Origin of the sequence: Micromonospora sp. NPDC023737 (assembly GCF_040639715.1) — a bacterium.
Classification (GTDB): Bacteria; Actinomycetota; Actinomycetes; order Mycobacteriales; family Micromonosporaceae; genus Micromonospora.
Window position 1 is genome coordinate 40,401 of record NZ_JBFAAL010000004.1, and the last position, 26,824, is coordinate 67,224.

Sequence of the window (26,824 nt, forward strand, 5' to 3'; positions counted from 1 at the left end):
GTCCGTCGACCCGACCGCCAGCCACCTGATCGACGACAGGTCGGCCGACCGCGGGGAGCGGCGGCTCGTTGCCGCCGCCCCCCACCGAGCGGTCAGGCCGCCGGAGTGCCGCGGACCGTGAGATCACGCAGCCGACCGACGTTGTCGAAGGAGCCGAAGCCCACCCGACCCGAACCGAACGTGGTGTCCCTGGCTGTCATCAGCGGGTCCTTCGACCCGTCGACGTAGACCGCGATCTCGCCGGTGGCCGGCAGGTGCCGGACGCGGACGCTGTGCCAGTCGGCGTCCACGATGGCCGGCGCGGCACCACGGGACCGGCCGTTCCACTGGTAGTCGAGCCGTTCCCGATCGGCATTGTCGACCTTGAAGATGCCGTTGTGCGGCAGGATCGTGTTGTCGGTCGACAGGTGCGCGTAGTAGAACTCCGTGTCCGAGCGGTAGCCGAACACGATGATCACGTCACGGTTGGTCACCTCGACCGGGGTGTCCAGCCGCACCTCCGCGGTGATGTCCACCGCGCCGAAGGCCGGACCGGCGGTGAGCACGGCGTACTCGAACGGGCGGCGCGGGCCGGGCCGCTGCACGCCCGCCTCGGCCAGGATGACCTCCTCGCCGGTGAACTGCCACTTGGCCGGGGTGACGGGCGCCCAGTTGGTCGGGCGCATCGTGTCCCGGACCTTCGTCGTGCCAGGCCGCCCGCTGGCGAACTCCCGCGTACCGGTCACCTTCCAGATCTTCCCGTTCGCCTTGGCCAGGATGTAGAGCTCACCCTGCGCGTCGGTGCCGAAGCGCAGATCGACGCGGTTCGGGTCGCCCGGGGCGCCCGGGGCGGAGAGGTCCTGCATCCGCACCGGGGTGCCGGCGGCGTCGAAGAGAGCCAGCCGGTGGATCGGGGCGAGCCCCTCCCCCCGCCGCATCTGCTTCGCCTCGGTGTAGAGCACCCGGCCGTCGACCAGGTCACCGAAGACGTACTTGCCGCGCAGCGCGGGCACGTCCCGACCCCGGTAGACGAACCCGCCGGCCACCGCGACGCCCACGTCCGAGGTGCAGTTCCAGCCCGGGGCGGGGTCGTGGTCGTACGCGGCCACCGGGTACGTGTAACCGTACTGCTCGTCGTCCGCAGGGAGCGGGAAGAGCTTGTCGCAGGGACGGGTCGACGTCTTGTCGAAGACGAACGCGCCCTCACGCTCGCTCCAGCCGAAGTTGTCCCCGGCACGCACCTCGTAGATCGCCTCGATGGCGTGCTCGCCGATGTGGCCCAGGTACATCTTGCCGGTCTGCCGGTCCCAGCTGAAGCGGTGCGGGTCCCGGAAGCCGACCGCGTAGATCTCGCCGAGCGCCCCCTCCCGCCCGACGAACGGGTTCGACGGGGGAACGCCGTACCGGCCGTTCGCGGCGTTGGTGCCCAGCGGGTCGATCCGCAGCAGCTTGCCGTGCGGCAGGGCCAGGTTCTGCGGATCGGTGTTGCGCACGCCCAGCCCGCCGTCGCCGACGGCGAGGTAGAGCAGGCCGTAGTCCGGGTCGTGCTTCTTCGCCGTCGGATTGAAGTTGATCTCCTGGATGCCGTGCACCTGGCCGCCGAAACCGACCCGCAGCACCTCGCGGCGGCTGCCCGCGAAGGTGTCGGCCGCCGGATCGCTCGCCGTCCACTCTGTGATGACGCCGTGGAAGAGGGTGCCGGTCTGCGACCAGTCCGGCACCTCGGTGGCGAGCGACGCCTGCTCGGTGTGGATCGTGTAGAACTTGCCGCTGCGCTTGAAGTCGGGGTGGAAGGCCACATAGCCGAAGCCCTGGCCCAGCCCGCGGCCGGAGAAGAACTTCGGCGCGAAGGTCGACGCGACGTCGAGGTAGACGTGCGGGACGCCGTCCTCCACGACGTACAGCTTGCCGTTCAGGTCGGGCACCGCCCGGCGGCCGGAGCCGTCCGGGATCTCCATGATGGTGTTGATCCGGGCGTGCCGCATGAGCCGCGCGTCCGTCGGCGCGGGCGTCGGCTCGGACTTCGGGAACGCGGCGTACTCGGTGAGGACCAGCCCGAGGCGACTCTGGAGCTGCGCCTCGGGTACCGGGTCGTAGATCGGGTCGGCGGCGCGGGCGGGCGCCGCGGCCACCAGCGACAGGGTGAGCGCGGCGGTCGCGAGCGCCGCCGTGGCCGCCGATCTGCGCAGGCGGCGAGGGAGGATGCGCACGGGTCACTCCGTTCTCGAGGGACGGGGGACGGTGACGGATCAGCGTCCGCGGGTCATGTGCCGGTGCTGCCGCTCGATCTCCCGCGCGTCGAGCACGCGGTCGAGGAACATCAGCGAGTCCATCCGGCAGTCACACGGGTTCTGCTCTCGGTTGTCCTGCGGGTAGCTGCCACCGATCTTGATGCCGCGCGGATCGGAGGCGGTGGTGACGTGGGGGCCCGGGCCGCCGACGAGCCACGGGTCGTCGGTACGGGTGTAGAAGCCGGCCAGCGGTTCGCCGTCGCGGTAGAGCGCCATCGCTCCGGTGCTGAAGTCGAACGTGGCGGCGAGGTGCACCCACCGACCGGCCGGCAGCAGGGTGCGCCAGTCCTGTGCCGCCGCGAACGTCTGGGAGCCGCCGCCGTCGAGCCGCCGGCCGAGCGCGACCAGCCGCAGTTCCCCGTTCACGTCGATGAGTTCCAGCAGGGCGCGTACGCCGTGCCCGTCGGAGTCGCCGGTCAGCACACCGGCCAGCCCGATGGCGTTGTAGCGGTCGCCGGGGTCGGCGGTGTTCGAGTTCGGCAGGGGCTCGGTCATCTCGACCTTGAACCAGCCCATCACGGTGGCGCCGCCGACGGCGTTGAACGCGCGCAGCGTACGCACACCGCTGGCCGAGAAGATGCCGGCCTTCCAGTCGTCGTTGCCGGCGACCGTCGGCTCGACCTGACGGGTCTGCAACGCCCGGCCGCTGCCGGCGTACGCGCGCTCGGGCACGCGCATCGCCGGACCGCCGTTGACCAGCTCGATCTCGGTGCCGGAACGGCCCTGGTCACGTTCGAGCGCCGCGTCGCCGGAGACCGGATGGTCGAAGTCGTAGAAGGCGACCAGATCGTCTCGTAGGGACGGGTGGACGTCACGCGGGCCCGGCCGGAAGGCCGACGCGGGTGGCGCCGCGACGCCGGCCAGCACGCCGGCCGCCAGGACGGCGGCGGTGGCGGCGGCGACACGTCTTGCTCTGGACATCGCGTACACCTCTCTGTGCCACGAACCTCGGCGGTCCGGTCCCGGTAAGCGCTTGCCGACGTGGCCGGACCTCGCTATGTCGGTTGTGCGTTGGTGCCCGTACGAGCTTTCAGCGTTTCGGAACGACCGGCGGCTCGGCGGGCCGACCGCCGAGGTAGAGCTCGCCGAGCTGCGGATCCGCCAGCAGCTCGGACGCGGGACCGGAGATGTGCACGCGGCCGAGGTCGAGGACACAGCCCAGGTCGGCGGCCTCCAGTGCCCGCCGGGCGTTCTGCTCGACCAGCAGAACGGCCGTGCCGGCGTCCCGCATCCGGACGACCTGCTCGAACACGGTGGCCGTCGCCTTCGGGTCCAGCCCCATGGACGGCTCGTCGAGCAGCACGACCTTCGGGTCCACCATGAGCGACCGGGCGAACTCGACCTGCTTCTGCTGGCCGCCGGAGAGCAACCCGGCGAGACTCCCCCACCGCTGCGCCACCACCGGGAAGAGCTCCTTGACGAACTCGGCCCGGCGGGCGACGAACGACTTGTCCCGCAGCGTGTAGCCGCCGAGGAGCACGTTCTCGGCCACGGTCATCTCGCGGAACACGCTGTGCCCCTGCAGCACGTGCGCCACGCCGGCGGCGAGCATCGCCTGCGGCCCCTGGCCGGTCATCTCCCGCCCACCGACCAGGATCCGCCCGGACCGGGGCTTGAGCAGCCCACTGGCCACCTTGAGCACGGTCGACTTGCCGGCGCCGTTCGGGCCGACCAGGCAGACGATGGATCCGGCCGGCACCGCCACGGAGAGCCCGCGCAGCACGGGGGCGGCGCGCCCGTAGCCGGCCTGGATGTCGACGAGTTCGATCTCAGACGCCAAGGTAGGCCCCCAGCACGCGTTCGTCGGAACGGATGACCGACGGCGGCCCTTCGGCGATCGGTCGCCCCCGGTCGAAGACCACGATGTGGTCGCTGATGCTCATCACCAGGTCCATGTTGTGCTCGACGATGACGAAGGTGCGGCCCTCGGCGTTGAGTTCCCGGACCAGGCCGCCGATCCGGTCGAGCAGGGCCGGGTTGACGCCACCGGCCGGCTCGTCCAGCAGGACCGTCTCCGGGTCGCTCATCAGCACGCCGGCCAGTTCCAGCAGCTTCTGCTGCCCCCACGACATGTTCCGCGCCTCGACGTCGACGAGGTGCTCGATGCCCAGCCGGGTCAGCCAGCCGCGCGCCCGGTCGACCTCGGCCCGGCCGCGCGCGCCCCGCAACCGACCGAGCAGACCCTCCGGGCGTACGGCGGCGAGCACGTTGTCCAGCGCCGACATGCGGGGAAAGACCCGGCAGAGCTGGAAGGTACGACCGATGCCGCTGTGCGCGACGGCGTGCGGCGTGGCACGGGTGATGTCCCGCCCCCGGTAGACGGTGCGCCCCGAATCGGCGCGGATCATGCCGGTGACGCAGTTGAAGAACGTCGTCTTGCCCGAGCCGTTGGGCCCGATGAGCGCGTTGACCTGCCCGTGCCGAAACGCCACGCTCGCGCCGTCGAGGGCCACCACACCCCCGAACGCCTTGGTGAGGCCCTCGGTCCGCAATGCCTGGTCGGTCATGCCCGCTCCCCGGTCGATGGTGTGCCGGGGCCCGTTCCGGCCAGCTCGGTCTCCGCCCGGACGCCGCCCTCGCGCTGCTCGCGCAACTCGGCGGCGGTCACCTCACGGATCGACTGCTGCGCCGGGCGGAACCGGTCGAGCATTGCGGCGACCGCCGGCAGCACGCCGTCGGGCATGAAGAGCACGACGAGGGCGAGCAGCAGGCCGGTGGCGACCAGATGCAGCGGGGTGCTGCCGTACTCGACCTTGAAGTACTCCAGTGCCGTGCCGACGACCACCGCCCCGAGCAGCGGCCCGAAGAGGGTGCGCACGCCGCCGAGCAGCGCCATGAGCACCAGGTAGGAGCCGGTCAGGATGGAGAACTGGAAGACCGGGTCGAGGTCGCCGAACCAGAGCGCGTACAGCCCGCCGGCGGCGGCCGTGAACCCGGCCGACACCACGAACACCACGAGCTTGTAGGCGAACGTCGGGATGCCCAGTGACTCCGCCTTGTCCTCGTCCTCCCGGATCGCCTTGAGCCCGAGGCCGAACCGGGAGCGGTCGATCAGCCACCAGACCAGCAGCGCGAGCGCCAGCAGCGCGGCGAAGAGAAACCAGAAGACCCGGTGGTGCTCGGGACGCAGCAGGTCGGGGAACGGGCGCGGCACGGTCAGCCCGCGCGAGCCGCCGGTGAACGAGGCCCAGCTCTGGAACACCAACAGCATGACCAGCACCAGCGCGATCGAGACGATGACGAAGGAGGCCCCGCGTACCCGCAGCGCCGCGTAGCCGATCGGCACGGCGAGCGCGGCCACGACGAGGGCGGCGACGCCGAGCGCCAGGAAGCTGGGCAGGCCGGCCTTGGTGACGAGCAGGCCGGTGCCGTACGCGCCGAGCCCGGCGAGCGCCCCGTGCCCGAGCGAGATGTAGCCGGTGAAGCCGCCGACGAAGTTCCACGACGTCGACAGCAGCGCGTAGTTCAGCACGAGGATGCCGGCCGAGAGGATGTACGGGTTGGGTGCCAGCGACGGGAACGACAGCACGACCGCGACGAGAGCCAGGAGCAGGACGGCCCGGCCGGCCCGGGCGGCCGTGACCGACGGTCGGCGGACCGTGAGGCTCGAGGTCGGGTCAGAAGCGCTGGGCAAGCCGGCCTCCGAAGAATCCCTGCGGGCGGAACGCCAGCGTGGCGAGGAGCGCGAGGTAGAAGATGGTCTGCGCCCAGGTGGTGTTGAGCGGGATCTGCAGCAGGCTCTGGGTGAGGCCGAGCACCATGGCAGCGGCCGCGGCTCCGGGCACGCTGCCCAGCCCGCCGACCACGATGATCGCCATGAGCGGCCCGATCCAGTGCCAGTGCAGCGACGGGTAGATGGTGGTGTCCAGGGCCAGCGCGGTGCCGCCGACGGCCGCGGTGGCCAGCCCGATGCCGAAGCCGTGACCGGCGACCCGGCTGGTGTCGATGCCCACCAGCCGGGCCGCGTCGGGGTGCTGGATCGTGGCGCGCAGCGCCCAACCGAACGTGGTGCGCTTCAGCAGCAGATAGAGAGTGAGCAGGGCGGCCGCCGCGAGCCCGAACGCGATGAGCTTGACCACCGCGATCCGCGCGCCGAACAGTTCGAGGTTCGCCGTGCCGTACCCGAGCTGGATGCGGCGCTGGGTGCCGGTGAAGGCGTACCCGAGCAGCCCCTCGATGATGACCGCGATGGCGAAGGTCAACAGCACCGACATCATGGTCAGCGTGGCGGGACGCAGCCGGGAGAGCAGGCCCCGTTGCAGCAGCACCCCGGCGGCGAAGAAGAGCGGAACCGTGACGACCAGGGAGAGCAGCGGGTCGACGCCGAGCCGGGTGTGTGACCACCAGGCCAGGTAGGCGGCGAGGATGAGGAACGCCGAGTGAGCGATCATCACCACCCGCATGATGCCGAAGTAGAGCGTCAGGCCCGAGGCCAGCAGGGCGTAGAGCCCGCCGAGGAGCAGGCCCAGGACGACGCTCTGGAAGATCAGCGCTCCGGAGGTCATCGCGCCTACCAGGCCGGCTTGGGGTAGACGACGTCGGCCTCCTTGGCGTCGGCCGGGAGCACGATCTGGATTTCCCCCTCGACCCACTGCTGGATCATGTGTGCGCCCTGCGGCTTGCCGGTGGCGTCCCAGCTCAGCGGACCGACGACCGTCTCGACGGTGTTGCCGCGGACCCATTCGACGAGCTTGCGCTGGCAGTCGCCCTGCTCCGCGCAGCCCACCGCGGTGATCGCCGCCGCGACCACCTGGCCCGTGGTGTAGGCGTTCGCCTCGTCCTCCTCGGGCGGCGTGCCGAACTGGGCGGTGTACTTCTGCACGAACTCGACGTTGCTGGGGTAGGGCGCCTGCTGGGTGTAGCCGGTGGGCGCCAGTATCCCTTCGGTCTTGTTGCCGATCGCGGCGGCGAACTCCGGGCTGGTCGGGGCCGTGGAGAAGGCGGCGAGCTTCGGCTGGTACGCGAGTTGCTGGAGCGCGACGATCAGGTTGACGCCGTCCTGGTACTGCGAGCCACCCACCACGATGTCCGCCTTCGAGGAGGCGATCTTCGCGGCGATGCCGCTGAACTCGGTGGTGTTCGGCGGGTACACCTCGTCGACGACGGTGCGGATGCCGCCTGCCTCGAGCTTCTCCTTCAGCCCGTACGCCGTGCCCTGCGCGAACGGGTCGTCCATCGCCGCGTACGCCGCCGTGGTGGGCCGCTGCCCCGCCGGCAGGCCGAGGATGTACTCGGCGAGGTGGTTGTAGTGGTCGTTCGCGACCGCGGGGGCGGCGTAGAACAGGTTCTTGAAGCCCTGTTCGAAGACCTCCTTCGCCGCGCCCGCGGGCTCGACGAACAGCATCCCGTACTCCTCGGCGACGCGGGCGGCCGGTACGACGAGCCGGGTCGAGAAGGGACCGACCACGACGTCGACCTGGTCCTGGCCGATCAGCTGCTCGTAGTCGGAGACGACGCGGTCGGCGTTGGACTGATCGTCGAGGATCTTCAACTCGACCTGCCGGCCCAGCAGCCCGCCCTTCTCGTTCACGATCTTCACCCAGGCCTGGTAGCCGCGTTGAACACCCTTGCCGGGCTCGGAGAAGTCGCCGGTGAGCGGCAGCGAGATCCCGACCACGATCGGGTCGTCGGTGGAGGTCGATCCCTGCTCGCCTCCGCCGCAGGCGGCGAGCGCGAGGGTGGCCACCGTCGCGCCGAACGCCGTCGCCCATCTCTTCTTTGTCAACCGGGTGGACATGCTCGGACGCTCCTTTGCTCCGGGCTGGAAGCGCTTGCGAAAGCGCTTTCGTACTCTAGGGTGTGTCCTACGTCACTGGCAATAGATAGCCGTACCGACGTCGATGTCTCGGGAGAGTCGCTGATGCCCAAGCCTGGCTCGAGGTTGCGCCTCGTCGACGTCGCCGAGCGGGCGGGAGTGTCACTGGCGACAGCGTCTCGTGCCCTGTCCGGCCGCGACGGGGTCAGCGCTGAGGTCGCCGACCGGGTACGGCGGGTCTCCCAGGAGCTCGGCTACGTCGCCAACCCGTACGCCCGCACCCTCGCCGGGGGCGCCAGCTCGACCGTGGGCCTCGTCGTGCACCAGGTGGACGACCCGTACTTCTCCGAGATCGCCGGCGGGGTCATCGAGGTCGCCGCGGAACAGGGGTTGCTCGTGCAGATCTGCCACTCGGGGCGTGACCCGCACTTCGAGCTGCGCCAGATCCGCCATCTCATCGCCCAGCGGGTCGGCATCATCCTCATCGCCGGCTCCGGCTACACCGACAACCGGGTCGAGGCGGAGACGAAGGCGGAGCTGGCCGCCTACCAGAGCCTCGGCGGACGGGTCGCGGTCATCGGGCGGCACTCACTCGGCGCCGACGCCGTACTGCCCGACAACGAGGCCGGCGGCCGGGCGCTCGCCGAGCACCTGCTCGGGCTGGGGCACCGGCGGATCGCCGTGGCGGCCGGTACCGAGGGACTCACCACCGTCGCCGACCGGCTCGCCGGGGTCGCCGCGGCATTGCGCGGCCACGGCCTGGACCTCGCCGAACTTCCGGTGGTGCACACCGACTTCACCCGGGAGGGCGGACGGGTGGCGGCCGAGCGGATCCTCGGCGAGCACCCGGAGACGACCGCCGTCATCGCGCTCAACGACGCGATGGCGATGGGTGTGCTCGCGGTGCTGCGTGCCCACCGCATCTCCGTGCCGGAGCGGGTGTCGGTGGTCGGCTTCGACGACGTCTCGGTCGCCGCCGACCTGGCACCCAGCCTCACCACCGTCCGGCTGCCGATGACCGAGATGGGACGCACGGCGCTGGCGCTCGCCCTCAAGCCCAGGTCGAACCGGCCGCGTCGGCGCCCCACCGGGCACACCCTCGTGGTCCGCGACTCCACCGGTCCGGCACCCGCCTGAACGACGGGCGCCGGACCGGAGCGCCTCACGGCACCGCAACATTCTGGTCGTGGTGGCCTCGACTCCCCCGTCAGGCCACCACGACCAGGATCGTGCGTGATCAAGCCGAAGAAGCGGCTCGCAGCGCACGACACCAGAGTCCAGCGGAGCCGGCCTCGGCCTCAGAAACCGGGGAAGACGGCCCGCAGCTCGTCCAGGCTCAGCGGCCCGGTCAGCCGCACGGTCTCCGGCGTGTACTGCGCGCCGAGCCGTCCCACCGTGAGGCGCAGCCACGCCTCGGCCGGCGCCACCAGCTCGCCGTCCGGCTGCTCCGGCGCGTCGGTCAGCTCGACCCGCTCACCGAGCCGCAGCCCGAACACCCGGGACGGGTCGTCCAGCCGCACCGTGAGGGTCGCCTGCCGACCGCCGAGCACGTCCGGCCGGCTCGCCCAGGCGAGCATCATCCCCACGTTGTCGAGCAGCAGCGGCACCGCGTCCGCCGACACCGTCGCGGACGGGTCGAACCCGACCTCGACGTCCCACCGGTGCAGGGCGAACTCGCTGAGCCGCATCCGGGCCGCGGTCGCGACCTCCACCGGCTCGGGAAGGAAGCCCAGGTCGATCCGGAGCTCCGCCCGGGCCGTCGGGTCCAACGACTCGTACTCCTCGACGAGCCGCGTGTTGGCCTCGACGAACCCGGCGGCCTGCTCGGCCGGGGACATGGCGTCCCAACGTGCCCACACCGACTTGTTGAAGTCGCCGCCCGGCACCGTGCCGCCGGACGTCGCGGCACGTAGCGCCGCCAGGTTGATCTCCGCGCCGCTGCCGAGGTGACTGAGCACCTGCGACACCTGCCAGTCGCTGGCACCGGAGGGCCGGACCAGGTCCTCCTGGCTCAGCTTCCCGACGAACGCGACGAGCGCGTCGTGCCCACTACGCAGGGCCGATATCGTCTGGTCCGCGATCGAAGACATGTCTCTCCTGTTCATTGCTCGGCGCCGCCGCGCCCCGCGACGTGCGGAGCTGGCCGGTGACCGGCACCGCTGACCATCATGCCGCGCCGGTCCGGTGCCCCGCGCCGTGCTGCGGACCTTCCCATGCTTTACTCTCGACGCCTTCGATCCGGACGCGCCCGCAGGCGCCGAGGGAGGCACCGTTGGTGGCCCGTCGGCTACCGACCGTCCGCCGCTCGCGCCGGACGGCGGCGGACGTCCACGCACGACGGGCGCGCCCCCGCAGGGGGCGCCGGGTCGGTGATGGTCTCCGTCGGCACGGCGGTAGCGTTGCGCGACCCCATGCCCCGTGGGGACGGCACGATCGTACGGAGGATGTCGGATGTCCAACGGCGAAGAGTCGTTCACGGTACGCGACCATCGCGTCTCGCGGCCCACCTTCGAGCTGACGCTGCGCGGCTACGAGAAGCGGCAGGTCGACCGGTACATCGAGCAACTCGACGCCCAGCTCACCGCGCTGACCACCGATCGCGACCGGGTGACCGGTCAGGTCCGGGAGCTGACCGCTCAGATGCAGCAGCTGCACACGGAGCTGACCGAGCTGCGGCACCGCCCCACCCAGCCCGATCGCGCGTCGTTCCGCGATCTGGGCCCGATGGTCGACCAGATCCTGGCCCTGGCCGAGAAGCAGGCCGGGGCGATCGCCGACGCCGCCGCGCAGCGCGCCGGTGAGTTGCAGGCCGAGGCGGAGCGGACGCTGGTCGACGCACGCGAGCGGGCCACCCGGACGCTTCAGGAGCTGGAGGAGGAGCTCTCCGCGCGCCGCACCGAGCAGGAGAAGGCGTACGAGGAGCGGCGCACGGCGGTCGAGACCGAGATCGCCGAGATCCGTGAGGCGGCGGAGAAGCTGCGCGCCGACGGTGAGGCCGCACACGAGCGGGCCCGTCAGGAGGCGAAGCGGATCAGTGAGCAGAGCGCCCAGCAGGTCGAGCAGGCCCGGGCCGCCTCCGAGGCGCTGACCCGCGCGGCCCGTACACAGATCCAGCAGGAGCTGCAGGCCGCCCGGAACAAGAGCCAGCAGGAGCTGGCCCAGTGGCAGGCCAACATCGAACGGGACGTCAACGAACGGCGGGCCGCCGCCGAGCAGGAGATCGCGGAGCAACGGGCGACCGCCGAGCGGGAGATCGAGAACCAGCGCAACGCCGCCGAGCAGACCATCGGCTCGCTCATCGCCGAGGCGCAGCAGTACGCGACGGAGGTGCGGCAGCGGGCGGATGAGCAGGCCACCGCCCACCACGAGCAGCTCACCGAGTTGCAGCGGGAGATCACGCTGCGCCAGCAGGCGCTGGCCCAGGTGGAGTCCGAACTGGGCACGGCCCAGCGCGACCTGGCCGGGTCGCGCCAGGAGCAGGCGGCGGCGGAGCACGAGCTGGGCACGGCGCAGCGGCGCCTGGAGGAGGTCCGCCAGCAACTCGCCACCGAGGCGTCGCGCCTGGACGAGGCACGCCGGTCCGCCGATCTGGCCGAACGGCACGCCAAGGACGTCCGTGCCCGGGTGCAGCGGGAGGCGAAGCGGGTCGCCGACCTCGCCGCGGCGGCGGTGATGGCGGCCGCGGCCGGCGGTGCGGAGACGGCCGAGTATCCGACGGTGGCCGCGCGCGAGTCGGGCCGGCGGCGGGCGAACAGCGGGCCGGCGCACGTCGAGCCGTCGCCCGCTCCGGGCGAGCAGCCGCAGCTGCGGCACGCTGCCGAGCAGAGCGCACCAGCCGAGGCGCACCCACCGGTCGAGCAGGCCGCCCAGCCCGAGGCGCACCTCCCGGCCGACGGGACCGTCCAGCCCGAGGCGTACTCCTCGGCCGAGCAGTCCGCGCCCACCGAGACGTACGCGCCGGCCGAACAGGCCGGGCACCCGATGTCGGAACAGCCGGGCGAGCAGCAATTCCCGGCACCCGGCAACGTGATCGTCCCCGAGCGGGCATAGGGCCTGCCGGGCGAGGGGTGGGTCGGCGCGGCCGCACCGAAGGGGTGCGCCCCGTCGACCCACCCACGCTCGAGAACTGCTGGGGAGCGCTCGCTCCCCGCCGTCAGGTTGTGCCGAAGAGCTCCGCGTAGCCCGACGGCAGCTGGGTGATCAGGTCGTTCAGCTCGCCGTCGCTGATCGCGTCCGCCACCGTCGACAGCACGGCGCCGGCGTCCCACTCGGCCGTCCGGCTGGTCGCCCCGGTGCCGGCGGCGATGCGCTGCAGGAACTCCTGGACCGACAGTTGCAGCGTGGGCTCGTGCGCCTCCTCCATGATCTCGGCGACGCCGTGCGGAAGCTGGGCGGCGAGGTCGTGCGCCTCGTCGGGGGTCAGGCGGGCGGCGAGGACGACGAGTACGGCCCGGATGGCCTCCTCGGCCTCGGCGGTGCTGGCGTACTCACCGCGCTGACGTACCGTGGCCACGAACTCGTGGTACTTCACGACGTCCTCCTTCGCCGGTCGCCGACGGTCCCGCGCCCCCGAGTCTGGCACAGCGGACGCGGACGGGAGCGCCATTCGCCATCCGCCCGCGGCTCGTGTGCCCGGTCAGCGGGCGCGGTCCAGCCACCGGGGAAGCGGCAGCGTCCGCCACGGCACCCGCAGGAGCGCCCGCACGATCAGCAGGCCCAGCAGGTAGCCGGCGATGCTGTCGGTCAGCCAGTGGTAGCCGAGGTAGGTGGTGCCGATGAAGACGAGCACGCCCGGCACCCACATCAGCAACCGACGGACCAGCACCGGCAGGTACGGGGCGAGCAACATGGCGAGCACACCGAAGTAGACGATGCCGTTGCTCACGTGCCCGGAGGGGTAGTACTCCTCCCACCCGTCGCTGAACATCTCCACCGAGCCGTGGTGCGGGGCGCCCCGCGAGGTCCACCGTTTCAAGCCCACGATCAGCAGGGTGCTGATGATCGGTGCGAGCCCGGCCGGGATGATCGGACGTACCGACCGGTGTCGCCAGGCCAGCCAGAACGACACCAGCACGGTCACGGCGGTGAGCGCGCCGCCCTGGCCGATCCGGTCGAACACGTACATCATCGTGGACACCGGCGGGGGCCGGTGCTGGTCGCACCAGTCGCGTACGACGATGTCCACCCGCAGCAGCGGCCGCCACCAGACCAGGGCCGCGGTGAGCGCGGCCAAGGCGGCGAGCAGCAGTCCGTCGAGCCACCAGCCGCCGGGGACCGGCGCGAGCACGGGCACACCGAGCGGCCGGGGTGGGCGGCGGCGCGAGGAGGTACCCGTTGGCATGGCCCTCTCCGCTCCACCCCCGGGCATATCCGGCTGACAGTGCGAAAATAGCGCGAGCGGCACCGGCTGCGGCCGGTACTCGACGGATTACCCCGGACGCGTCCCGCGTCGGCTACTCGCCGCCGGCCGCCTCGGCCAGGATCCCGGTGCCCTGGCCGAGCTCGATCAGGTAGCCGTCCGGGTCCCGCAGGTAGCAGCGGATCTCGACGCCGTGGTCCTTCGGCTCGGTCAGGAACTCCCCACCTCGGGAGCGCCACTGCTCGTACACCGCCCGGACGTCGGTGACCCGGACGTTCATGGCGCCGCTCAGCACGTCCGGGTCCGCCGGGGCCTGGGCCCGTACCGTCGGCTTGTCGTCGGTCGGGCCACCCTCGTCGTTGATCACGATGTAGCTGTTGTGGAACCGCAGGATGGCCGGTTGCCGCTCGCGCACCACCGTCGCGCCCAGGACCTGCCGGTAGAACTCCCGCGAGCGATCCACGTCCCGCACGATCAGCAGGTGGGTGAGCACCATTCCGTTCTCCGGCCGGAAGTAGTCCGGCGCCTCGGTCGCCATCCGCGCCTCCCGGAGCTCGTCCGGCAGCGCGGGTACCCGCCGACGACCCCGGCACACCTCACGGCTTGCGCGCGAGCCCAGCCCAGTAGTACGCGGCGTGCGGGTCGTCGGGCTGCCCGTCCTCCGGCCGCCACGCCATCACCGGGGCGATGCCCGGCTCGATCAGCTCCCAGCCTCCGAAGAGACGCTCCACCTCCTCGCGGGTACGCGGCACCAGCGTCATGCCGCCCTGGGAGGCCGCGGCGACAGCGGCGTTCATCTCGGCCGGGTTGAAGTCCCCGGTCGGGTGGGTGATCGCCAGGTAGCTGCCGGACGGCACGGCGTCCATGAGCGCACGCAGCTTGCCGGCCGGGTCGTCGCTGTCACGCAGCAGCATCAGCACCGCGATGAGGGTGAGCGCCACCGGCCGGTCCAGGTCCAGGGTCTCGGTGAGCCGGGCGTCCGAGAGGATCTTCTCCGGCTCCCGCAGGTCGGCGTGGATGTACTCGCTGCGCCCCTCCGCGGTGCTGATCATCAGCGCCCGGGCGTGCGCCAGCACGATGGGGTCGTTGTCGACGTAGACGACTCGGGTCTCCGGCGCCACCGCCTGAGCCACCTCGTGCAGGTTGGGACGGGTGGGGATCCCGGTGCCGATGTCGACGAACTGCCGGATACCGGCCTCGCTCACCAGATAGCGGGCCACCCGGTGGACGAACCGCCGATTCTCCTTGGCCATGGTGCGCAGGGTCGGGATCGCCTCGATGAGGGCCGCGCCCATCGCCCGGTCCGCGGCGAAGTTGTCCTTACCGCCGAGCCACCAGTCGTACACCCGCGCCGAGTGCGGGATGCGGGCGTCCACTCCGGACGGTGGGTTCTCCTCGAGCCCAACGGCGGCCTCGCTGTGCGACACGATCGTCTCCGTCCCTTCTATCGGCCGGTATCGACGAGCGCAGCCTAGAGGATGCATCGCGATCCGGCCGCCCGCGGGCGCGGCGGGACGGGCCGACAGGCGGCCCGCCGCCCGGTGACGAGGGCGGCGGGCCGGGGCGGCACGGGGTGGATCAGGCGCTGCCGACCTGCGCCGGGGCGGGCTCACGGACCGGCTCGCCGGCCCCGACGATCTCGATCTTCCGCCCGACGCCGGCACGGAACTGGGCGACCGCGTCGGCGTAGCTGTCCAGCGGGAACCGGTGGCTGATGAACAGGTCGGGGTCGAGGATGCCGGCGGCGAACAGTTCACCGGCCCGTTCGAAGCTGTGCAGCACCGCCATCGACCCGGTCACCGTGATCTCCTTGTTGTAGATCCGGTACGGCTCGATCGTCGCCCGGGTGCGGTACTCGGCGACTCCGAACTGGAGGAACGTGCCGGCGGGCGCGACCCGGCCGAGGCCGTCGTCGATGGCCGCCTGCACGCCGGTGCAGTCGATGACGACGTCCCAGCCGCGGGCCCGGGTCAGCTCGTCGGCGTCCGACGCCGACGCCGAGCAGCCCAGCCGGACGGCGGTGGCCAGCCGGGCCGGGTTCGGATCCACCACGCTGACGCTCGCGGCACCGCAGCGCTTGGCGAGCTCCAGCATCATCAGCCCCATCGTCCCGGCCCCGTAGATCAGGTAGTGGTCGCCCAGCCGCCGGGGCAGGACGTCGAATCCACGTACCGCACAGGAGAGTGGCTCGATCAGCGCGGCGTCCACCGGCGCCACCCCTTCGGGCAGCGGGAAGCAGTTCTTCACCGGGGCCACCGCGAACTCGGCGGCCCCGCCGGACACGGTGACTCCGATGGCCGCCCACCGCTCGCAGAGGTTGCCCCGGGCTCGGCGGCACTGGTAGCACTCTCCGCAGTGCAGCGAGGGGTCGACCGCGACGGCCTCGCCGACCCGCACCTCGGTGACGTCGCGGCCCGTCGCGACGACCGTGCCGGCGAACTCGTGTCCGGGAACGATCGGGTACGCGGGAGCGAACTCGCCGTCGAGGATGTGCAGGTCGGTGCCGCAGATGCCGCAGCCGGCCACCTGCACCACGACGTCACGGGGTCCGGGCGTCGGGTCGGGTACCGACTCGACCGAGATCTGACCCGGCGTGACGATGACCGCTGCTTTCACTTGACCGCTCCCATCGAGAGTCCACGTACGAGTTGCTTCTGGGCGATCCAGCCGGCGAGCACGACCGGCAGCGACACCAGCGTCGCCGCCGCGCAGAGCCGCGCCAGGAACAGCCCTTCGGAGGTGATGAAGCCGACCAGGAAGATCGGTGACGTGCCGGCCCGAGTCGCGGTCAGGTTCACCGCGAAGAAGAACTCGTTCCAGCTGAAGATGAAGCAGATCAACGCGGTCGCGGCGAGCCCCGGCGCGACGATCGGCAACAGGATCCGGCGGATGGTCAGCAGCACGCTCGCGCCGTCCACCGCGGCCGCCTCGATCAGCGCCGGCGGAACCTCCAGCAGGAACGACCGCATCATCCAGACCGCGAGTGGCAGGTTCATCGCGGTGTAGAGGATGATCATGCTCCAGACGTTGTCGAGCAGGCCGAACTCCTTGACCAGCAGATAGATGGGGAGCAGCGCGGCCACCGCCGGGAGCATCTTGGTGCTGATGAAGAAGAACAGCACGTCGCGCCACTTCGCCACCGGCCGGATCGACAGCGCGTACGCCGCCGGGGTGGCCAGCAGCAGCACCAGCAGCGTCGAGAGCAGGCTGGCCATCAGCGAGTTGAGCAGGTACGGGGTGATGTCCCGGTCGAAGACCTGCCGGTAGCCGTCGAGTACCGGGGTGAACACCCAGGTCGGCGGGTTGCTCGCCGCGTCCACCTCCCGCTTGAACCCGGTGAGCACCATCCAGAGCACCGGCAGGAAGAACAGCAGCCCGACCAGCCAGGCGAGAACGGTCCAGGCCGCTGCGGCCGGGGCGGCCGCCCGCCGGGCTCGGCGGCCGCTGGACGTGGCGGGCGGGACGGCGGTCGGGCCGGGGCGTACGGCGGTCATCGGGCGTCCTCCATCCGGAACAGGCTGGAGATGACCCGCAGCGCGAAGGTGGCGACGACGATCGTGCCGATCACCACCACGACACCTGCGGCGGCCGCCTCGCCGTACTCGAACTTGCGGAACGTGGTCAGGTAGATCTCGTACGGCAGGTTGGTGGTGGCGGTGCCCGGGCCACCCTGCGTGATGGTGAAGACCGCGTCGAAGGTCTGCACCAGGTAGATCGAGCCGAGCAGGGCGCCGAGTTCCAGGTACGGGCGCAGGTGGGGCAGCGTGATCCGGGTGAAGATCTGCCAGCCTCCGGCGCCGTCGACCCGGGCCGCTTCGAGAATCTCCGTCGACTGGCTCTGCAACCCGGCGAGGATGATCAGCATCATGAACGGGGTCCACTGCCAGACCAGGGTGGCGACGACGGAGAGCATCGGGTACTGCGAGACCCAGTCGGTGCTGCCGCCGAGCACGCCGTTGATCAGGCCGTACGCGGGGTTGTAGATGGCGTGCTTCCACAGCAGGGCCGCGGCCATCGGCATCACGAGGAACGGGGTGATGAGCAGGGTCCGGACGATCCCCCGGCCGGGGAACCTCCGGTCGAGCAGGATCGCGACCCCGAGCCCGAGCAGCACCGACGCGACGACCGCTCCGGCGGTGAGCACCACCGTGTTGGTCAGGGCCGCTCGCAGCCGGGAGTCGGTGAGCACCTCGGCGTAGTTGGCGAGACCGATGAAGCTGCGCTCACCGGGACGCAACGCGTTCCAGTCGAGTGTGGACAAGTAGATGGTGACCAGGAACGGAATCTGGGTCACGACGATCGCGAAGAGCAGGGCGGGCAGCAACGGCGCGCGGCGGGACCACCTGTCGGCGGCGCGCCGTCGGGCTGACGCCGCGACCGGGGCACGGGGCGTCAGGCCCGCGCCGGTGGCAACTGTCTGTGTCATCGGTTCACCTCGGGTCGGGCGGGGAGCGGCCGCGGCGGGCGGCCGCTCCCGGCCGTGGCTACCGGTTCTCCCGGGCGACTTCCTCGGCCAGCTTCTGGCCGTCGGCGAGTGCCTTCTCCACCGTGGTGCCGCCCGCGATCGCCGCGGAGACCTCCTGCGACACCTTGGTGCCCAGGTCGGCGAACTCGGGGATGCCGACGAACTGCACCCCGAGTGCGGGTCGCGGTTGCACACCCGGGTTCTTCGGGTCGGCCTCCTGGATCGACTTGAGCGTCAGGTCCGCGAACGCCGCGGCGGACTCCCGGTACTCCGGGATGGCATAGGTGGACTGCCGCTTACCGGCCGGGACCCGGGACCAACCGAGCGAGGAGCCGATCATCCGCTCGTACTCCTTGCCGGTGGCCCAGGAGATGAACTTCCAGGCGGCGTCGGGGTGCTTGGTCGTCTTGGGCATCGCCAGCGCCCACGCCCACAGCCAGCCGGACGACTTCGTCTTGTTGACCGGCGCGTACGCGTAGCCGACCTTGCCGGCCACCGTGCTGGCCGAGGCGTCCTCGAGGGTGCCGGCCGCCGACGTGGCGTCGTACCACATCGCCGCCTTGCCCTGACCGAAGGTGTTCAGGCACTCGGTGAAGCCGGCCTGCGGCGCCCCGGGTGCACCGTGCTCGCGGACCAGGTCCACGTAGAACTTCGTGGCCTCGACGAATTCGGGCGCGTCGACCTTCGGCGTCCAGTCCTTCTCGAACCAGGTGCCACCGAACGTGTTCACGACAGTGGTGAGCGGGGCGAACAGTTCTCCCCAACCGGGCAGCCCGCGCAGGCAGATGCCGGAGACCCCGGCCTTCTCGTCGTCCAACTGCGCGGCGAACTGCGCCACCTGCTGCCAGGTCGGCCGCTCCGGCATGGTCAGGCCCTTGGCGGCGAAGAGTTCCTTGTTGTACATGAGGAACGACGACTCTCCGTAGAACGGCGCGGCGTAGAGCTTGCCGTCCTCACCGGAGAGCGAGGTGACCATCGGCTGGAGCAGGTCGGCCCGGTCGTAGCCGGCGTCGGCGTCGGCGTACGAGGTCAGTTCGTGCAGCCAGCCGTTCTTCGACCAGATCGGGGCCTCGTACGCGCCGATAGTCGCCACGTCGTACTGGCCGCCCTGGGTGGCCACGTCCTGGGTGACCTTGTCGCGCAGCTCGTTCTCCGGCAGGATCGTGAACCGGACCTCGATGCCGGTCTCCTTGGTGAAGTTGTCAGCGGTGACCTTGGCGAGGTCCTCCATCTGCGGGTTGCCCACCATGAGCACGGTGATGCTCTTGCCGTCGCCGTCGTCGGAGGATCCGCCGCCGGCCCCGGAGCAGCCCGTGGCGGTGAGGACGGCCACGACGGCCAGGGCCAGTGCGGGTCGCAAGCGGTGCGGAGACCATCTTCTGGGCACAGCGAACCTCCAGGATCCGTTTCGGTGGTGGTGAGGGGGATGGCCGGTCCGGTGAGTCAGACGCGCTGAACCACCGGGCCGAGCAGCGAGTAGCGGTGTGCCTCGGACGCCGGCAGGCCGACGTCCGTGACGACGGCGTCGACGTCGGCGACGTCCGCGAAGCGGCAGAAGCTGCTGGCACCGAACTTGGTGTGTACGCCGGCGAAGACGACGCGGCGGGACACGCTGATCACTTGCGCCTTCACGGCGGCGACGGCCGGGTCGGGGGTGGTGAGGCCGTGCTCCCGGGAGATCCCGTTCGCGCCGACGAAGGCCAGGTCGATCACGAAACCGGCGAGCATGTCGACCGCCCAATGATCGACTGTCGCCCGGGTCCGGCCCCGGACCCGGCCGCCCAGCAGCAGGACCGTGGTGGCGGGCGAATCGGCGAGGATCGCCGCGGTGTCCAGCGAGGCGGTGACCACGGTGAGCGCCCGCTCGGCCGGCAGCGCCTCAGCGATCAGCCGGGGTGTGTATCCCTCGTCGATGAAGACCGACTCGGCGTCGCCGAGCAGCTGCGCCGCCGCTGTGGCGATTCGGCGCTTCTCCGTCACCAGTCGGGTGGTCCGCGTGTCGAGGGTCGTCTCGAACCGGGCGGTCTCCACCGGATAGGCGCCGCCGTGGGTACGCCGCACCAGCCCCTGCTGTTCGAGCCGGTGCAGGTCGCGCCGGACCGTCTCCGGCGACACGGCCAGGTCGGCGGCGAGTTTCTGCACGTCGACCGCACCCTGGTCGCGGGCGAGAGCGAGAATGTGCTGCCGGCGTTCCATCGAGTTCATCGCTCACCTCCCGCCAATCGGTTGCTAATTTTTAACACCGTGACGCGGATGTGACGCCTATCGGAGCGGGCAAAATCCGGAGGATTCCTGCCCGTTTGCGGCGAGCGGTCGGGCGCACCAACACCAACGAGACAGCCGAAGGCCGACAAATGGTGCGCCCGTTTGGGCAGGATGGCTGCCCGGATGTTGCCCGTCCTCGCTCCGAGGGCACGAACGGGCACCTCGGCCCGCCAGGAGCCGAGAGCGTCGGCGGGCGCGGCGGGTGACCGGGCGCACCAGAGAACGCGACGGCCGGCGAGGCTTCCGCCCCGCCGGCCGCTCGGATCGACATTCGCTCGGCAGACAGCCGTACGGTCAGTGCGCCACCACGGTCACCGCCGACGCCGCGACGTCCCCGAGCCGCGCCGGGCGCACGACCACGAACAGCACGGCGACTGCGGCGATCATGCCGCCGGCCACGACCACGGCCATCGCCACGACCCCCGTGCCGAGCATGCCGACCAGCGGCGCGGCCAGCGCGCCCACGCCGAACTGCACCGCACCGAGCATCGCCGCGGCCGTGCCGGCCGCCTCACCGTGCCGGGACAGGGCGAGCGCGGGCGCGTTCGGCATGGCCAGGCCCGCCGCGAACAGGACCACCCACAGCGACGCCAGCACGGTCGGCAGCCCGCCGACACCGGTCACGGCGAAGGTCGTCAGCACGAGGCCGGCCACGGTGCCCAACCCCAGTGCGGCGATCAGGATCCGCTGCGGCGAGTACCGGCTGAGCAGCCGGACGTTCAGCTGGGTGGCCGCGATCAGGCCGATGGCACCCGCCCCGAACGCGATCCCGAACTGCTGCTCGTCCAGCCCGTACTGCTCCTGGAAGACGAACGACGACCCGGACACGTACGCGAACAGCGCCGCCATGGCCAGGCCGGTGACCAGGATCAGGCCGACGAACACGCGGTCACGCAGCAGGGAGCCGTAGACCCGGGCGGTCGCGACGACACCACCGCGACGGCGCAGCGCGGGCGGCAGGGTCTCCGGGAGTCCGAACGCCGCCACCGTGATCAGGATGATGCCGAACGCCGCGAGGGCGATGAACACACCGCGCCAGTCCGACCAGCGCAGCAGCCCGCTGCCCAGGGTCGGGGCGAGCACCGGCGCCACGCCGACGACCAGCATGAGCCGGGAGAAGAGCCGAGCGAAGGCGGCACCGTCGAACAGGTCGCGGACCACGGCCATCGCCACCACCGACGCGGCCGCCACGCCCAGCCCCTGCAGCACCCGTAGCACGCCGACCACGGCGATGCTCGGGGCGAGAACGCACAGCACCGACGCCACGATGTGCAGGGCGACCCCGGCGAGCAGCGGCACCCGCCGCCCGACCGCGTCGGAGAGCGGGCCGATCAGCAACTGGCCGACGGCGAGCCCCGCGAGCGTCCCGGTCAGGGTCAGCTGCACGGCCGCGGACGTGGTGTGCAGGTCAGCGGCGATCTCCGGGAGCGCCGGCAGGTACATGTCGATGGTGAGCGGACCGATCGCGGTCAGCGAGCCGAGCACCAGGACCAGTCGCAGCCGGCGCGCGGTGCTCATCAGGTCGCCGGAGGTCTGGACGGCGGGAACTTCGGTGGGGGCCGGCGTCATGCCTGCGCCCCCATGGGTCTCTGACGGACGTGTGCGGGTCTACGTGCAGCAATCACACCTGCCAGCAAACCGTCGGCGGCTGATCTCATTCCCGGACGGGCCGAAGGTGCCTCACCTCACACGCGGCGCTGGAGATCGGACCTGTCCGGCAGGGGTCAGTCGACCGAGGCCTGCGGGGTACCGCAGATCTTGGTGCCCGGCGGCGTGATCTCCTCCTTGCTCCAGATCTTGTACGGCGGCGGCCCGAGCCGTCTCTCGCCGTCGATGGGTTTCACCTTGATCAGGTTCAGGAACTTGTTGACGAGGTCGACCACCGGCTGGAGGATGCTGTACCCGACGCCGTAGCTGGCCCACACTCCGAGCCCGACGCCCCGGCACTCCACGAAGTGGGAGCCGAGGGTGCCGACCGCGCCCAGGGCCGACCCGAGCGTGGTGCCGTACGCGGTGCGGACCTCGAAGAAGACACCGGCCTTGAAGACGAAGGCGTTGAATCCGACGTCGAACTTGACCCGATGCTCGATGAGCAGCCCCATGACGCCGACGGGGACTCCGGTGAGTGAGTCGATGAGGCTGCTCTTGCGTTGCACGTTCGTGCTGACGCGCGGGCCGAACGCGTTGTTGGCGTAGCCGTAACCGAGCGATCCCGCGAGAGAGAACTCGCCTGAGCCCTTGATCGTCCCGGCCTTGGCACCGAACGCCGTCGTGACCTTCAACGTCTGGCTGATGGTGAACATGAGGGGCACGCCGACGACGGTGCCGATCGGGAAGGCCGCCTCGACGGGGATCGGCAGGACCGCCTTGATGTTCTGCCCGCCCTGGATCCCGGCCTCGAAGGCCACCCGGATGCCGAACCCGCCGGTCACCTCCAGCTCGGCACGGGTCACCCGGCCGCCGCGGATGTTGAGGTGGAAGTTCGCATCGGGCGACTTGAAGGTGAGGGCCGCCCGCCCGCTCAGCTTCAGGCCGCCGCGGTCGTAGTGGAAGCTGACCTCCGCGCCGTCGTTGAAGCTCACTCCGTTGGAGAAGTTGGCGGCGACGGTCTGGGCCTCCCGCTCGCGCGTCGGTGGGGGCTGCACGGGTCGTCCGGGCGGCGGGACCGCGGGCGCCCCGCGCAGCGGCACGCTCCGGCCGAACCGGCCGGTCGGTGACGGGGCCACGGCCCCGGTCTCGTCGGTGTTCGCCCAGAACGGATCCCCGGCCTGGTACAGGACAGGGTCGGTGAGCCGCAGCCCCTTCTTGACGAAGGTGCCGTCCCGGATCACCTCGGTCAGCGTCACCGGTCCCAGCGTGACGAGCAGGTCGGCGCCGTCGCGCTCCAGGTGCAGCACCCGGCCGACGCTGCGGCCGGTCACGAACATGACCTTGCCGACGGCCACGTCGTCGGCGTGCTCGGCGTCGCCATCGATGCGCCAGGTGAGCCCGTCCGCGGTGACCGACCTGATCGACCGGCCACCGCCGCCCACGATCACCACGTCGGGTTGGAACGTCACGTCCGGATTCGCCACCGGTGCGGGCCCGTACCGCAGCGCCGCTTCGCTCCACGGGTCCTCGTTGCCCGGGCCGGTCGGCGAGCCGCCCTTGCACGCGCCCGCCGCCAGCAGTATCACGACGATGAGGACGATCGAACCAAGCTTCCGCACGCCGGATCGTCGGGTCATGCGACGACGCTACGGCGACGGCGGTGCCGAGGAATCGGGAGTTTCCCTATGTTCTGCCCGCCGCACACCATCAGGTGCACGGCGGGCAGGCCGGCCCGAACGGGCTACCGCTCCCCCACCGGGGTCACGGTGGGCAGATCGAGGACGTCGACCGCCGCCGCCACGAGCTGCTCCGGGCTGAGCGAGACGTCGAGCACGAGCACCGACTCGTCCGGCTCGGCCGGCTCGAGGGTGGCGAGCTGAGACTCGAGCAGGCTGGCCGGCATGAAGTGCCCCGTCCGGCGGGCCATCCGATCCCCAATGACCTCGGCCGGCCCGTCCAGGTGCACGAAGTCCACTCCGGGCGGACCATGGCGCAGCACGTCCCGGTACGACCGCCGCAGCGCCGAGCAGGCCAGCACCGTCGAGCGTCCCTCCGCCGCCCGCGCGGCCATCCAGCCGGCGAGTTCACGCAGCCAGGGCAGGCGAGCCGCGTCGTCCAGGGGTACACCGGCCCGCATCCGCGCCACGTTCTCCGCCGGGTGGAACTCGTCGGCCTCGGCGAAGAGCAGACCGGTCGCCTCGCTGATCCCCCGAGCCACGGTGGTCTTGCCGGCGCCGGAGACACCCATGACCACGACGTGCCGGGTGGGCCGCCGGTCACCAGTCATGGACGGTTCCGTCCTTGAGCCGGTTGAACGGCAGGTACGCCGGCACGTACGGGAACTTCGCGGCGGCCGCCTCGTCGAGCTCGACGCCGAGCCCCGGCTGCTCCCCCGGGTGCAGGTAGCCGTCGGTGAACGTGAACGACTGCTGGAACACCTCGTCGGTGAGTGGCCCGTGCCGCATGTACTCCTGGATGCCGAAGTTGTGGATCGCCAGGTCCAGGTGCAGGGCGGCGGCCATCCCCACCGGGGAGATGTCGGTGGGGCCGTGGATGCCGCTCTTGATCTGGTACTGGGCCGCGTAGTCGAGCAGTTTGCGCATGGCGGTGATGCCGCCGGTGTGGGTGACCGCCGAGCGGACGTAGTCGATCAGCTGTTCGCGGATGAGTGTCTGGTAGTCCCACACGGTGTTGAAGACCTCGCCGATGGCGAGCGGCGTGGTGGTGTGCCGGCGGACCAGCCGCAACGCCTCCTGGTTCTCCGCCGGCGTGCAGTCCTCCAGCCAGAACAGGTCGTACGGTTCGAGCGCCTTGCCGAGCTTCGCGGCCTGGATCGGGGTCATCCGGTGGTGCCCGTCGTGCAACAGCGGCAGCTCCGGGCCGAACTCGTTGCGTACCGCCTCGAAGACGTCGGGGAGGTGGCGCAGGTAGGCGCGGGTGTCCCAGTCCTCCTCGGCGGGCAACGGGGTGCGCTGCGCCGGCTCGTAGTCGTACCGCTTGCCGTCCACGCTGGGCTGGGTGGCCACCCCGTAGACGGCGTTGATGCCGGGCACGGAGGTCTGCACGCGGATCGACTTGAAACCCTCGTCCAGGTGGCGGCGGATCGAGTCGAACAGCTCCGGCAGGTCCCGCCCGGAGGCGTGGCCGTACGCCATGATGCCGGTGCGGGAGGCCCCGCCCAGCAGCTGGTAGAGCGGCATGCCGGCGGCCTTGGCCTTGATGTCCCACAGGGCCACGTCCACGGCGGCGATCGCCGCCATGGTGACCGGCCCCCGCCGCCAGTAGGCGGAGCGGTACAGGAACTGCCAGGTGTCCTCGATGCGGTGCGGGTCGCGTCCGATCAGCAGCGGGACGACGTGGTCGCGCAGGTACGACGCCACGCTCAGCTCCCGGCCGTTGAGGGTGCCGTCGCCGAGGCCGGTCAACCCCTCGTCAGTTGTGATCTTGAGGGTGAGGAAGTTCCGGTCGGGGCTGGTGACGATGACATCGGCTGCAACGATCTTCACGAGGGGTGCCTTTCTTCCGGTGGTACGACGGTCAGCGCAGAACGCTGCCCGCCTCGTGGCCGTCGAGGAGAGCGAGTTCGGCCCGGCGCGGGAGACCTTCGCAGTCGCCCCGGGTGGAGACCGCGAAGGCGCCCAGGGTGGCCGCGCGACGCAGCCGGCCGGTCAGATCCAGGCCGTCGAACCAACCCGAGAGGTATCCGGCGGTGAAGGCGTCTCCGGCGCCCACCGTGTCGACGGCGGTCACGCTCACCACTCCGACCTCCTCGACTCCGTCGACTGTGTACGCCCGGGCCCCGTCGGCGCCGAGCTTGACCAGCACGGTCTCCACGCCGCGCCGCAGCAGCTCGGCCGCCACGGCGGGCTCGTCGGCCCCCGGGTCGCCGACGAGGTCCAGCTCGTCCGCGGAGGCGATGACGGTCGTGGCGTAGGCCGCCAGCGGCGTGAGCACCTCCCGCGCGGCCGCACGGGACCAGAGCCGGGCGCGGTAGTTCACGTCGAGGCAGATCGGAATCCCCGCCGCGTGGGCCGTCTCGGCCGCCCAGCAGGTCGCCTCCCGCGCGGTGTCGGAGAGGGCCGGGGTGATCCCGGTCAGGTGCAGCATCCGCGCCCCGGCGGCGAGCGGGGCCCGCAGGTCGTCGACGCGCAGCGCCGAGCCGGCCGATCCGGCGCGGTAGTACTGCACCCGGGTCAGGTCGGCGGAGCGCTGCTCCAGGAACATCAGACCGGTCTGCCGCTCGGCGTCCCGGGCGACCCCGTCGACGCCGACGCCCTCGGCGCGCAGCTGCCGCAGGACGTACTCACCGAACTCGTCGGTGCTCACCCGCCCGACCCAGGCGGCCCGGTGACCCAGCCGGGCCACCCCGATGGCCACGTTGGACTCGGCGCCGGCCAGGTGCATGCTGAGCGGCGTGCCGGTGGCCAGCGGACCGGTGGACCGCATCGACACCATGGCCTCGCCGAAGGTGAGCAGGTCGGGGGTCATGCGTGCGCTCCCTTGACAGCAGTGAGGTAGGTGCGGGCCCGCTCGCGCAGCGCGACCAGGTCGCCGCCGGACGCGGCGTCGCCGACCAGCGGCCCGCCGACGCCGACCGCGATGGCGCCGACCGACAGGTAGCCGGGCACGTCGTCGAGGCCGACCCCGCCGACCGCGACGAACGGGATGTCCGGGAACGGGTCGCGCACCGCCTTGAGGTACGCCGGGCCCCCCACCGAGGCCGGGAAGAGCTTGACCGCCGACGCGCCCATCCGCATGGCCGTGTACGCCTCGGTCGGTGTGAACGCCCCGGCGGCGACCGGGAGGTCGCGGCGGGCGGCTGCGGCGATCGAGTCGACGACGGCCGGTGTGACGACGAACTGGGCACCGGCGGCGGCCACGTCGGCCACGTCGGCGGCGGTGAGCACGGTACCCGCGCCGACCAGGGTCCCGGCGGGTGCGATCGCGCGCAGGGCCGCGATGGCGCGGGCGGCGTCCGGCGTCGTGAGAGCGACCTCGACGACCCGTACGCCCTCCTCCAGCAGTGCGGTGCCGGCGGCGATCGCGCCGGAGCTCGACTTGCCGCGGATGACCGCGAGGATGCGGGCCGCGGCGAGTTCGGCAGTGAGGTTGAGCGTCAT

Annotated in this window: 25 protein-coding genes; 2 read left to right on the top strand and 23 right to left on the bottom strand. The window is 71.5% G+C overall.

Going from position 1 to position 26,824, the window contains the following annotated elements; genetic code table 11:
- Positions 1-92: 92 nt before the first annotated feature.
- The 7 genes from AB0F98_RS11630 to AB0F98_RS11660 all read right to left on the bottom strand — a co-directional run bounded on the left by AB0F98_RS11630 (position 93) and on the right by AB0F98_RS11660 (position 8,007).
- Entirely contained in the window at positions 93-2,189 is a 2,097-nt protein-coding gene (locus AB0F98_RS11630) for a PQQ-dependent sugar dehydrogenase (protein WP_357732611.1), read from the bottom strand.
- Between the two features lie 39 nt (positions 2,190-2,228).
- Complete coding sequence (locus AB0F98_RS11635; RefSeq protein ID WP_357732614.1) at positions 2,229-3,191, bottom strand: LamG-like jellyroll fold domain-containing protein; 963 nt, start codon at positions 3,189-3,191, stop codon at positions 2,229-2,231.
- A gap of 109 nt (positions 3,192-3,300) precedes the next feature.
- The gene (locus AB0F98_RS11640) at positions 3,301-4,050 is read right to left on the bottom strand and encodes an ABC transporter ATP-binding protein (RefSeq protein ID WP_357732617.1); all 750 of its coding nucleotides are present in this window, start codon (positions 4,048-4,050) and stop codon (positions 3,301-3,303) included.
- Positions 4,040-4,777: an ABC transporter ATP-binding protein gene (locus tag AB0F98_RS11645; protein ID WP_357732620.1), complete on the bottom strand. Its 738-nt coding sequence runs from the start codon at positions 4,775-4,777 to the stop codon at positions 4,040-4,042. The genes AB0F98_RS11640 and AB0F98_RS11645 overlap by 11 nt, the downstream gene beginning before the upstream one ends.
- The gene (locus AB0F98_RS11650; protein ID WP_357732624.1) at positions 4,774-5,904 is read right to left on the bottom strand and encodes a branched-chain amino acid ABC transporter permease; all 1,131 of its coding nucleotides are present in this window, start codon (positions 5,902-5,904) and stop codon (positions 4,774-4,776) included. The genes AB0F98_RS11645 and AB0F98_RS11650 overlap by 4 nt, the downstream gene beginning before the upstream one ends.
- Positions 5,888-6,775: a branched-chain amino acid ABC transporter permease gene (locus AB0F98_RS11655; protein ID WP_357732627.1), complete on the bottom strand. Its 888-nt coding sequence runs from the start codon at positions 6,773-6,775 to the stop codon at positions 5,888-5,890. Before AB0F98_RS11655 ends, AB0F98_RS11650 begins: the two co-directional genes overlap by 17 nt.
- A gap of 5 nt (positions 6,776-6,780) precedes the next feature.
- Positions 6,781-8,007, bottom strand: a complete 1,227-nt coding sequence (locus AB0F98_RS11660; RefSeq protein WP_357732630.1) for an amino acid ABC transporter substrate-binding protein — start codon at positions 8,005-8,007, stop codon at positions 6,781-6,783.
- A 123-nt stretch (positions 8,008-8,130) separates the two neighbouring features.
- Between AB0F98_RS11660 and AB0F98_RS11665 the strand changes: the two genes are divergently transcribed.
- Entirely contained in the window at positions 8,131-9,162 is a 1,032-nt protein-coding gene (locus AB0F98_RS11665; protein WP_357732633.1) for a LacI family DNA-binding transcriptional regulator, read from the top strand.
- 161 nt (positions 9,163-9,323) lie between these two features.
- Here AB0F98_RS11665 and AB0F98_RS11670 read toward each other — a convergent pair whose 3' ends face one another.
- The gene (locus AB0F98_RS11670) at positions 9,324-10,115 is read right to left on the bottom strand and encodes a maleylpyruvate isomerase family mycothiol-dependent enzyme (RefSeq protein ID WP_357732636.1); all 792 of its coding nucleotides are present in this window, start codon (positions 10,113-10,115) and stop codon (positions 9,324-9,326) included.
- 361 nt (positions 10,116-10,476) lie between these two features.
- Here AB0F98_RS11670 and AB0F98_RS11675 point away from each other — a divergent pair, with 361 nt between their 5' ends.
- Positions 10,477-12,075, top strand: coding sequence for a hypothetical protein (locus AB0F98_RS11675; RefSeq protein WP_357732639.1), 1,599 nt, complete (start codon positions 10,477-10,479; stop codon positions 12,073-12,075).
- Between the two features lie 103 nt (positions 12,076-12,178).
- On the opposite strand, the gene AB0F98_RS11680 is transcribed toward AB0F98_RS11675, so the two are convergent.
- The 15 genes from AB0F98_RS11680 to AB0F98_RS11750 all read right to left on the bottom strand — a co-directional run bounded on the left by AB0F98_RS11680 (position 12,179) and on the right by AB0F98_RS11750 (position 26,824).
- Complete coding sequence (locus tag AB0F98_RS11680; RefSeq protein ID WP_357732642.1) at positions 12,179-12,556, bottom strand: DUF2267 domain-containing protein; 378 nt, start codon at positions 12,554-12,556, stop codon at positions 12,179-12,181.
- Positions 12,557-12,661: 105 nt separating this feature from the next.
- On the bottom strand, positions 12,662-13,366 hold the full coding sequence (locus tag AB0F98_RS11685; protein ID WP_357732645.1) for a phosphatase PAP2 family protein: 705 nt from the start codon (positions 13,364-13,366) through the stop codon (positions 12,662-12,664).
- Between the two features lie 112 nt (positions 13,367-13,478).
- Positions 13,479-13,922: a VOC family protein gene (locus AB0F98_RS11690; RefSeq protein WP_357732648.1), complete on the bottom strand. Its 444-nt coding sequence runs from the start codon at positions 13,920-13,922 to the stop codon at positions 13,479-13,481.
- Positions 13,923-13,980: 58 nt separating this feature from the next.
- A complete protein-coding gene (locus AB0F98_RS11695) occupies positions 13,981-14,868 on the bottom strand; it encodes an SAM-dependent methyltransferase (protein WP_357732651.1) in 888 nt (295 codons plus the stop codon).
- A 94-nt stretch (positions 14,869-14,962) separates the two neighbouring features.
- Positions 14,963-16,000 (bottom strand): zinc-dependent alcohol dehydrogenase family protein, encoded by a 1,038-nt coding sequence (locus AB0F98_RS11700; RefSeq protein WP_357732654.1) that lies wholly within the window; start codon positions 15,998-16,000, stop codon positions 14,963-14,965.
- Positions 15,997-16,878 (bottom strand): carbohydrate ABC transporter permease, encoded by an 882-nt coding sequence (locus AB0F98_RS11705; protein WP_357732657.1) that lies wholly within the window; start codon positions 16,876-16,878, stop codon positions 15,997-15,999. Before AB0F98_RS11705 ends, AB0F98_RS11700 begins: the two co-directional genes overlap by 4 nt.
- Positions 16,875-17,810: a sugar ABC transporter permease gene (locus AB0F98_RS11710; protein WP_357732660.1), complete on the bottom strand. Its 936-nt coding sequence runs from the start codon at positions 17,808-17,810 to the stop codon at positions 16,875-16,877. Before AB0F98_RS11710 ends, AB0F98_RS11705 begins: the two co-directional genes overlap by 4 nt.
- Before the next feature lie 58 nt (positions 17,811-17,868).
- Positions 17,869-19,209 carry a sugar ABC transporter substrate-binding protein gene (locus AB0F98_RS11715; protein WP_357732662.1) on the bottom strand — a complete coding sequence of 447 codons (1,341 nt, stop codon included), beginning with the start codon at positions 19,207-19,209 and terminating at the stop codon, positions 17,869-17,871.
- Positions 19,210-19,292: 83 nt separating this feature from the next.
- The gene (locus tag AB0F98_RS11720; protein ID WP_357732665.1) at positions 19,293-20,054 is read right to left on the bottom strand and encodes a DeoR/GlpR family DNA-binding transcription regulator; all 762 of its coding nucleotides are present in this window, start codon (positions 20,052-20,054) and stop codon (positions 19,293-19,295) included.
- 354 nt (positions 20,055-20,408) lie between these two features.
- Entirely contained in the window at positions 20,409-21,683 is a 1,275-nt protein-coding gene (locus AB0F98_RS11725; RefSeq protein ID WP_357732668.1) for a multidrug effflux MFS transporter, read from the bottom strand.
- A 155-nt stretch (positions 21,684-21,838) separates the two neighbouring features.
- The gene (locus AB0F98_RS11730) at positions 21,839-23,341 is read right to left on the bottom strand and encodes a hypothetical protein (RefSeq protein WP_357732671.1); all 1,503 of its coding nucleotides are present in this window, start codon (positions 23,339-23,341) and stop codon (positions 21,839-21,841) included.
- 104 nt (positions 23,342-23,445) lie between these two features.
- On the bottom strand, positions 23,446-23,991 hold the full coding sequence (locus tag AB0F98_RS11735; RefSeq protein ID WP_357732674.1) for a gluconokinase: 546 nt from the start codon (positions 23,989-23,991) through the stop codon (positions 23,446-23,448).
- Positions 23,981-25,210 carry a D-mannonate dehydratase ManD gene (manD, locus tag AB0F98_RS11740; protein ID WP_357732677.1) on the bottom strand — a complete coding sequence of 410 codons (1,230 nt, stop codon included), beginning with the start codon at positions 25,208-25,210 and terminating at the stop codon, positions 23,981-23,983. Before manD ends, AB0F98_RS11735 begins: the two co-directional genes overlap by 11 nt.
- A 31-nt stretch (positions 25,211-25,241) precedes the next feature.
- Positions 25,242-26,192, bottom strand: a complete 951-nt coding sequence (locus AB0F98_RS11745; RefSeq protein WP_357732680.1) for a sugar kinase — start codon at positions 26,190-26,192, stop codon at positions 25,242-25,244.
- The gene (locus tag AB0F98_RS11750; RefSeq protein ID WP_357732683.1) at positions 26,189-26,824 is read right to left on the bottom strand and encodes a bifunctional 4-hydroxy-2-oxoglutarate aldolase/2-dehydro-3-deoxy-phosphogluconate aldolase; all 636 of its coding nucleotides are present in this window, start codon (positions 26,822-26,824) and stop codon (positions 26,189-26,191) included. The genes AB0F98_RS11745 and AB0F98_RS11750 overlap by 4 nt, the downstream gene beginning before the upstream one ends.

Bases quoted from the DNA above. Each gene is read 5' to 3' on its own strand.
- AB0F98_RS11655 (WP_357732627.1), bottom strand. From the start codon at position 6,775: ATGACCTCCGGAGCGCTGATCTTCCAGAGCGTCGTCCTGGGCCTGCTC.
- AB0F98_RS11735 (WP_357732674.1), bottom strand. From the start codon at position 23,991: ATGACTGGTGACCGGCGGCCCACCCGGCACGTCGTGGTCATGGGTGTC.
- AB0F98_RS11685 (WP_357732645.1), bottom strand. From the start codon at position 13,366: ATGCCAACGGGTACCTCCTCGCGCCGCCGCCCACCCCGGCCGCTCGGT.
- AB0F98_RS11670 (WP_357732636.1), bottom strand. From the start codon at position 10,115: ATGTCTTCGATCGCGGACCAGACGATATCGGCCCTGCGTAGTGGGCAC.
- AB0F98_RS11695 (WP_357732651.1), bottom strand. From the start codon at position 14,868: ATGCATCCTCTAGGCTGCGCTCGTCGATACCGGCCGATAGAAGGGACG.
- AB0F98_RS11725 (WP_357732668.1), bottom strand. From the start codon at position 21,683: ATGACGCCGGCCCCCACCGAAGTTCCCGCCGTCCAGACCTCCGGCGAC.
- AB0F98_RS11675 (WP_357732639.1), top strand. From the start codon at position 10,477: ATGTCCAACGGCGAAGAGTCGTTCACGGTACGCGACCATCGCGTCTCG.
- AB0F98_RS11665 (WP_357732633.1), top strand. From the start codon at position 8,131: ATGCCCAAGCCTGGCTCGAGGTTGCGCCTCGTCGACGTCGCCGAGCGG.
- AB0F98_RS11745 (WP_357732680.1), bottom strand. From the start codon at position 26,192: ATGACCCCCGACCTGCTCACCTTCGGCGAGGCCATGGTGTCGATGCGG.
- AB0F98_RS11720 (WP_357732665.1), bottom strand. From the start codon at position 20,054: ATGAACTCGATGGAACGCCGGCAGCACATTCTCGCTCTCGCCCGCGAC.
- AB0F98_RS11645 (WP_357732620.1), bottom strand. From the start codon at position 4,777: ATGACCGACCAGGCATTGCGGACCGAGGGCCTCACCAAGGCGTTCGGG.
- AB0F98_RS11710 (WP_357732660.1), bottom strand. From the start codon at position 17,810: ATGACACAGACAGTTGCCACCGGCGCGGGCCTGACGCCCCGTGCCCCG.
- AB0F98_RS11635 (WP_357732614.1), bottom strand. From the start codon at position 3,191: ATGTCCAGAGCAAGACGTGTCGCCGCCGCCACCGCCGCCGTCCTGGCG.
- AB0F98_RS11730 (WP_357732671.1), bottom strand. From the start codon at position 23,341: ATGACCCGACGATCCGGCGTGCGGAAGCTTGGTTCGATCGTCCTCATC.
- AB0F98_RS11750 (WP_357732683.1), bottom strand. From the start codon at position 26,824: ATGACGCTCAACCTCACTGCCGAACTCGCCGCGGCCCGCATCCTCGCG.
- AB0F98_RS11705 (WP_357732657.1), bottom strand. From the start codon at position 16,878: ATGACCGCCGTACGCCCCGGCCCGACCGCCGTCCCGCCCGCCACGTCC.
- AB0F98_RS11690 (WP_357732648.1), bottom strand. From the start codon at position 13,922: ATGGCGACCGAGGCGCCGGACTACTTCCGGCCGGAGAACGGAATGGTG.
- AB0F98_RS11660 (WP_357732630.1), bottom strand. From the start codon at position 8,007: ATGTCCACCCGGTTGACAAAGAAGAGATGGGCGACGGCGTTCGGCGCG.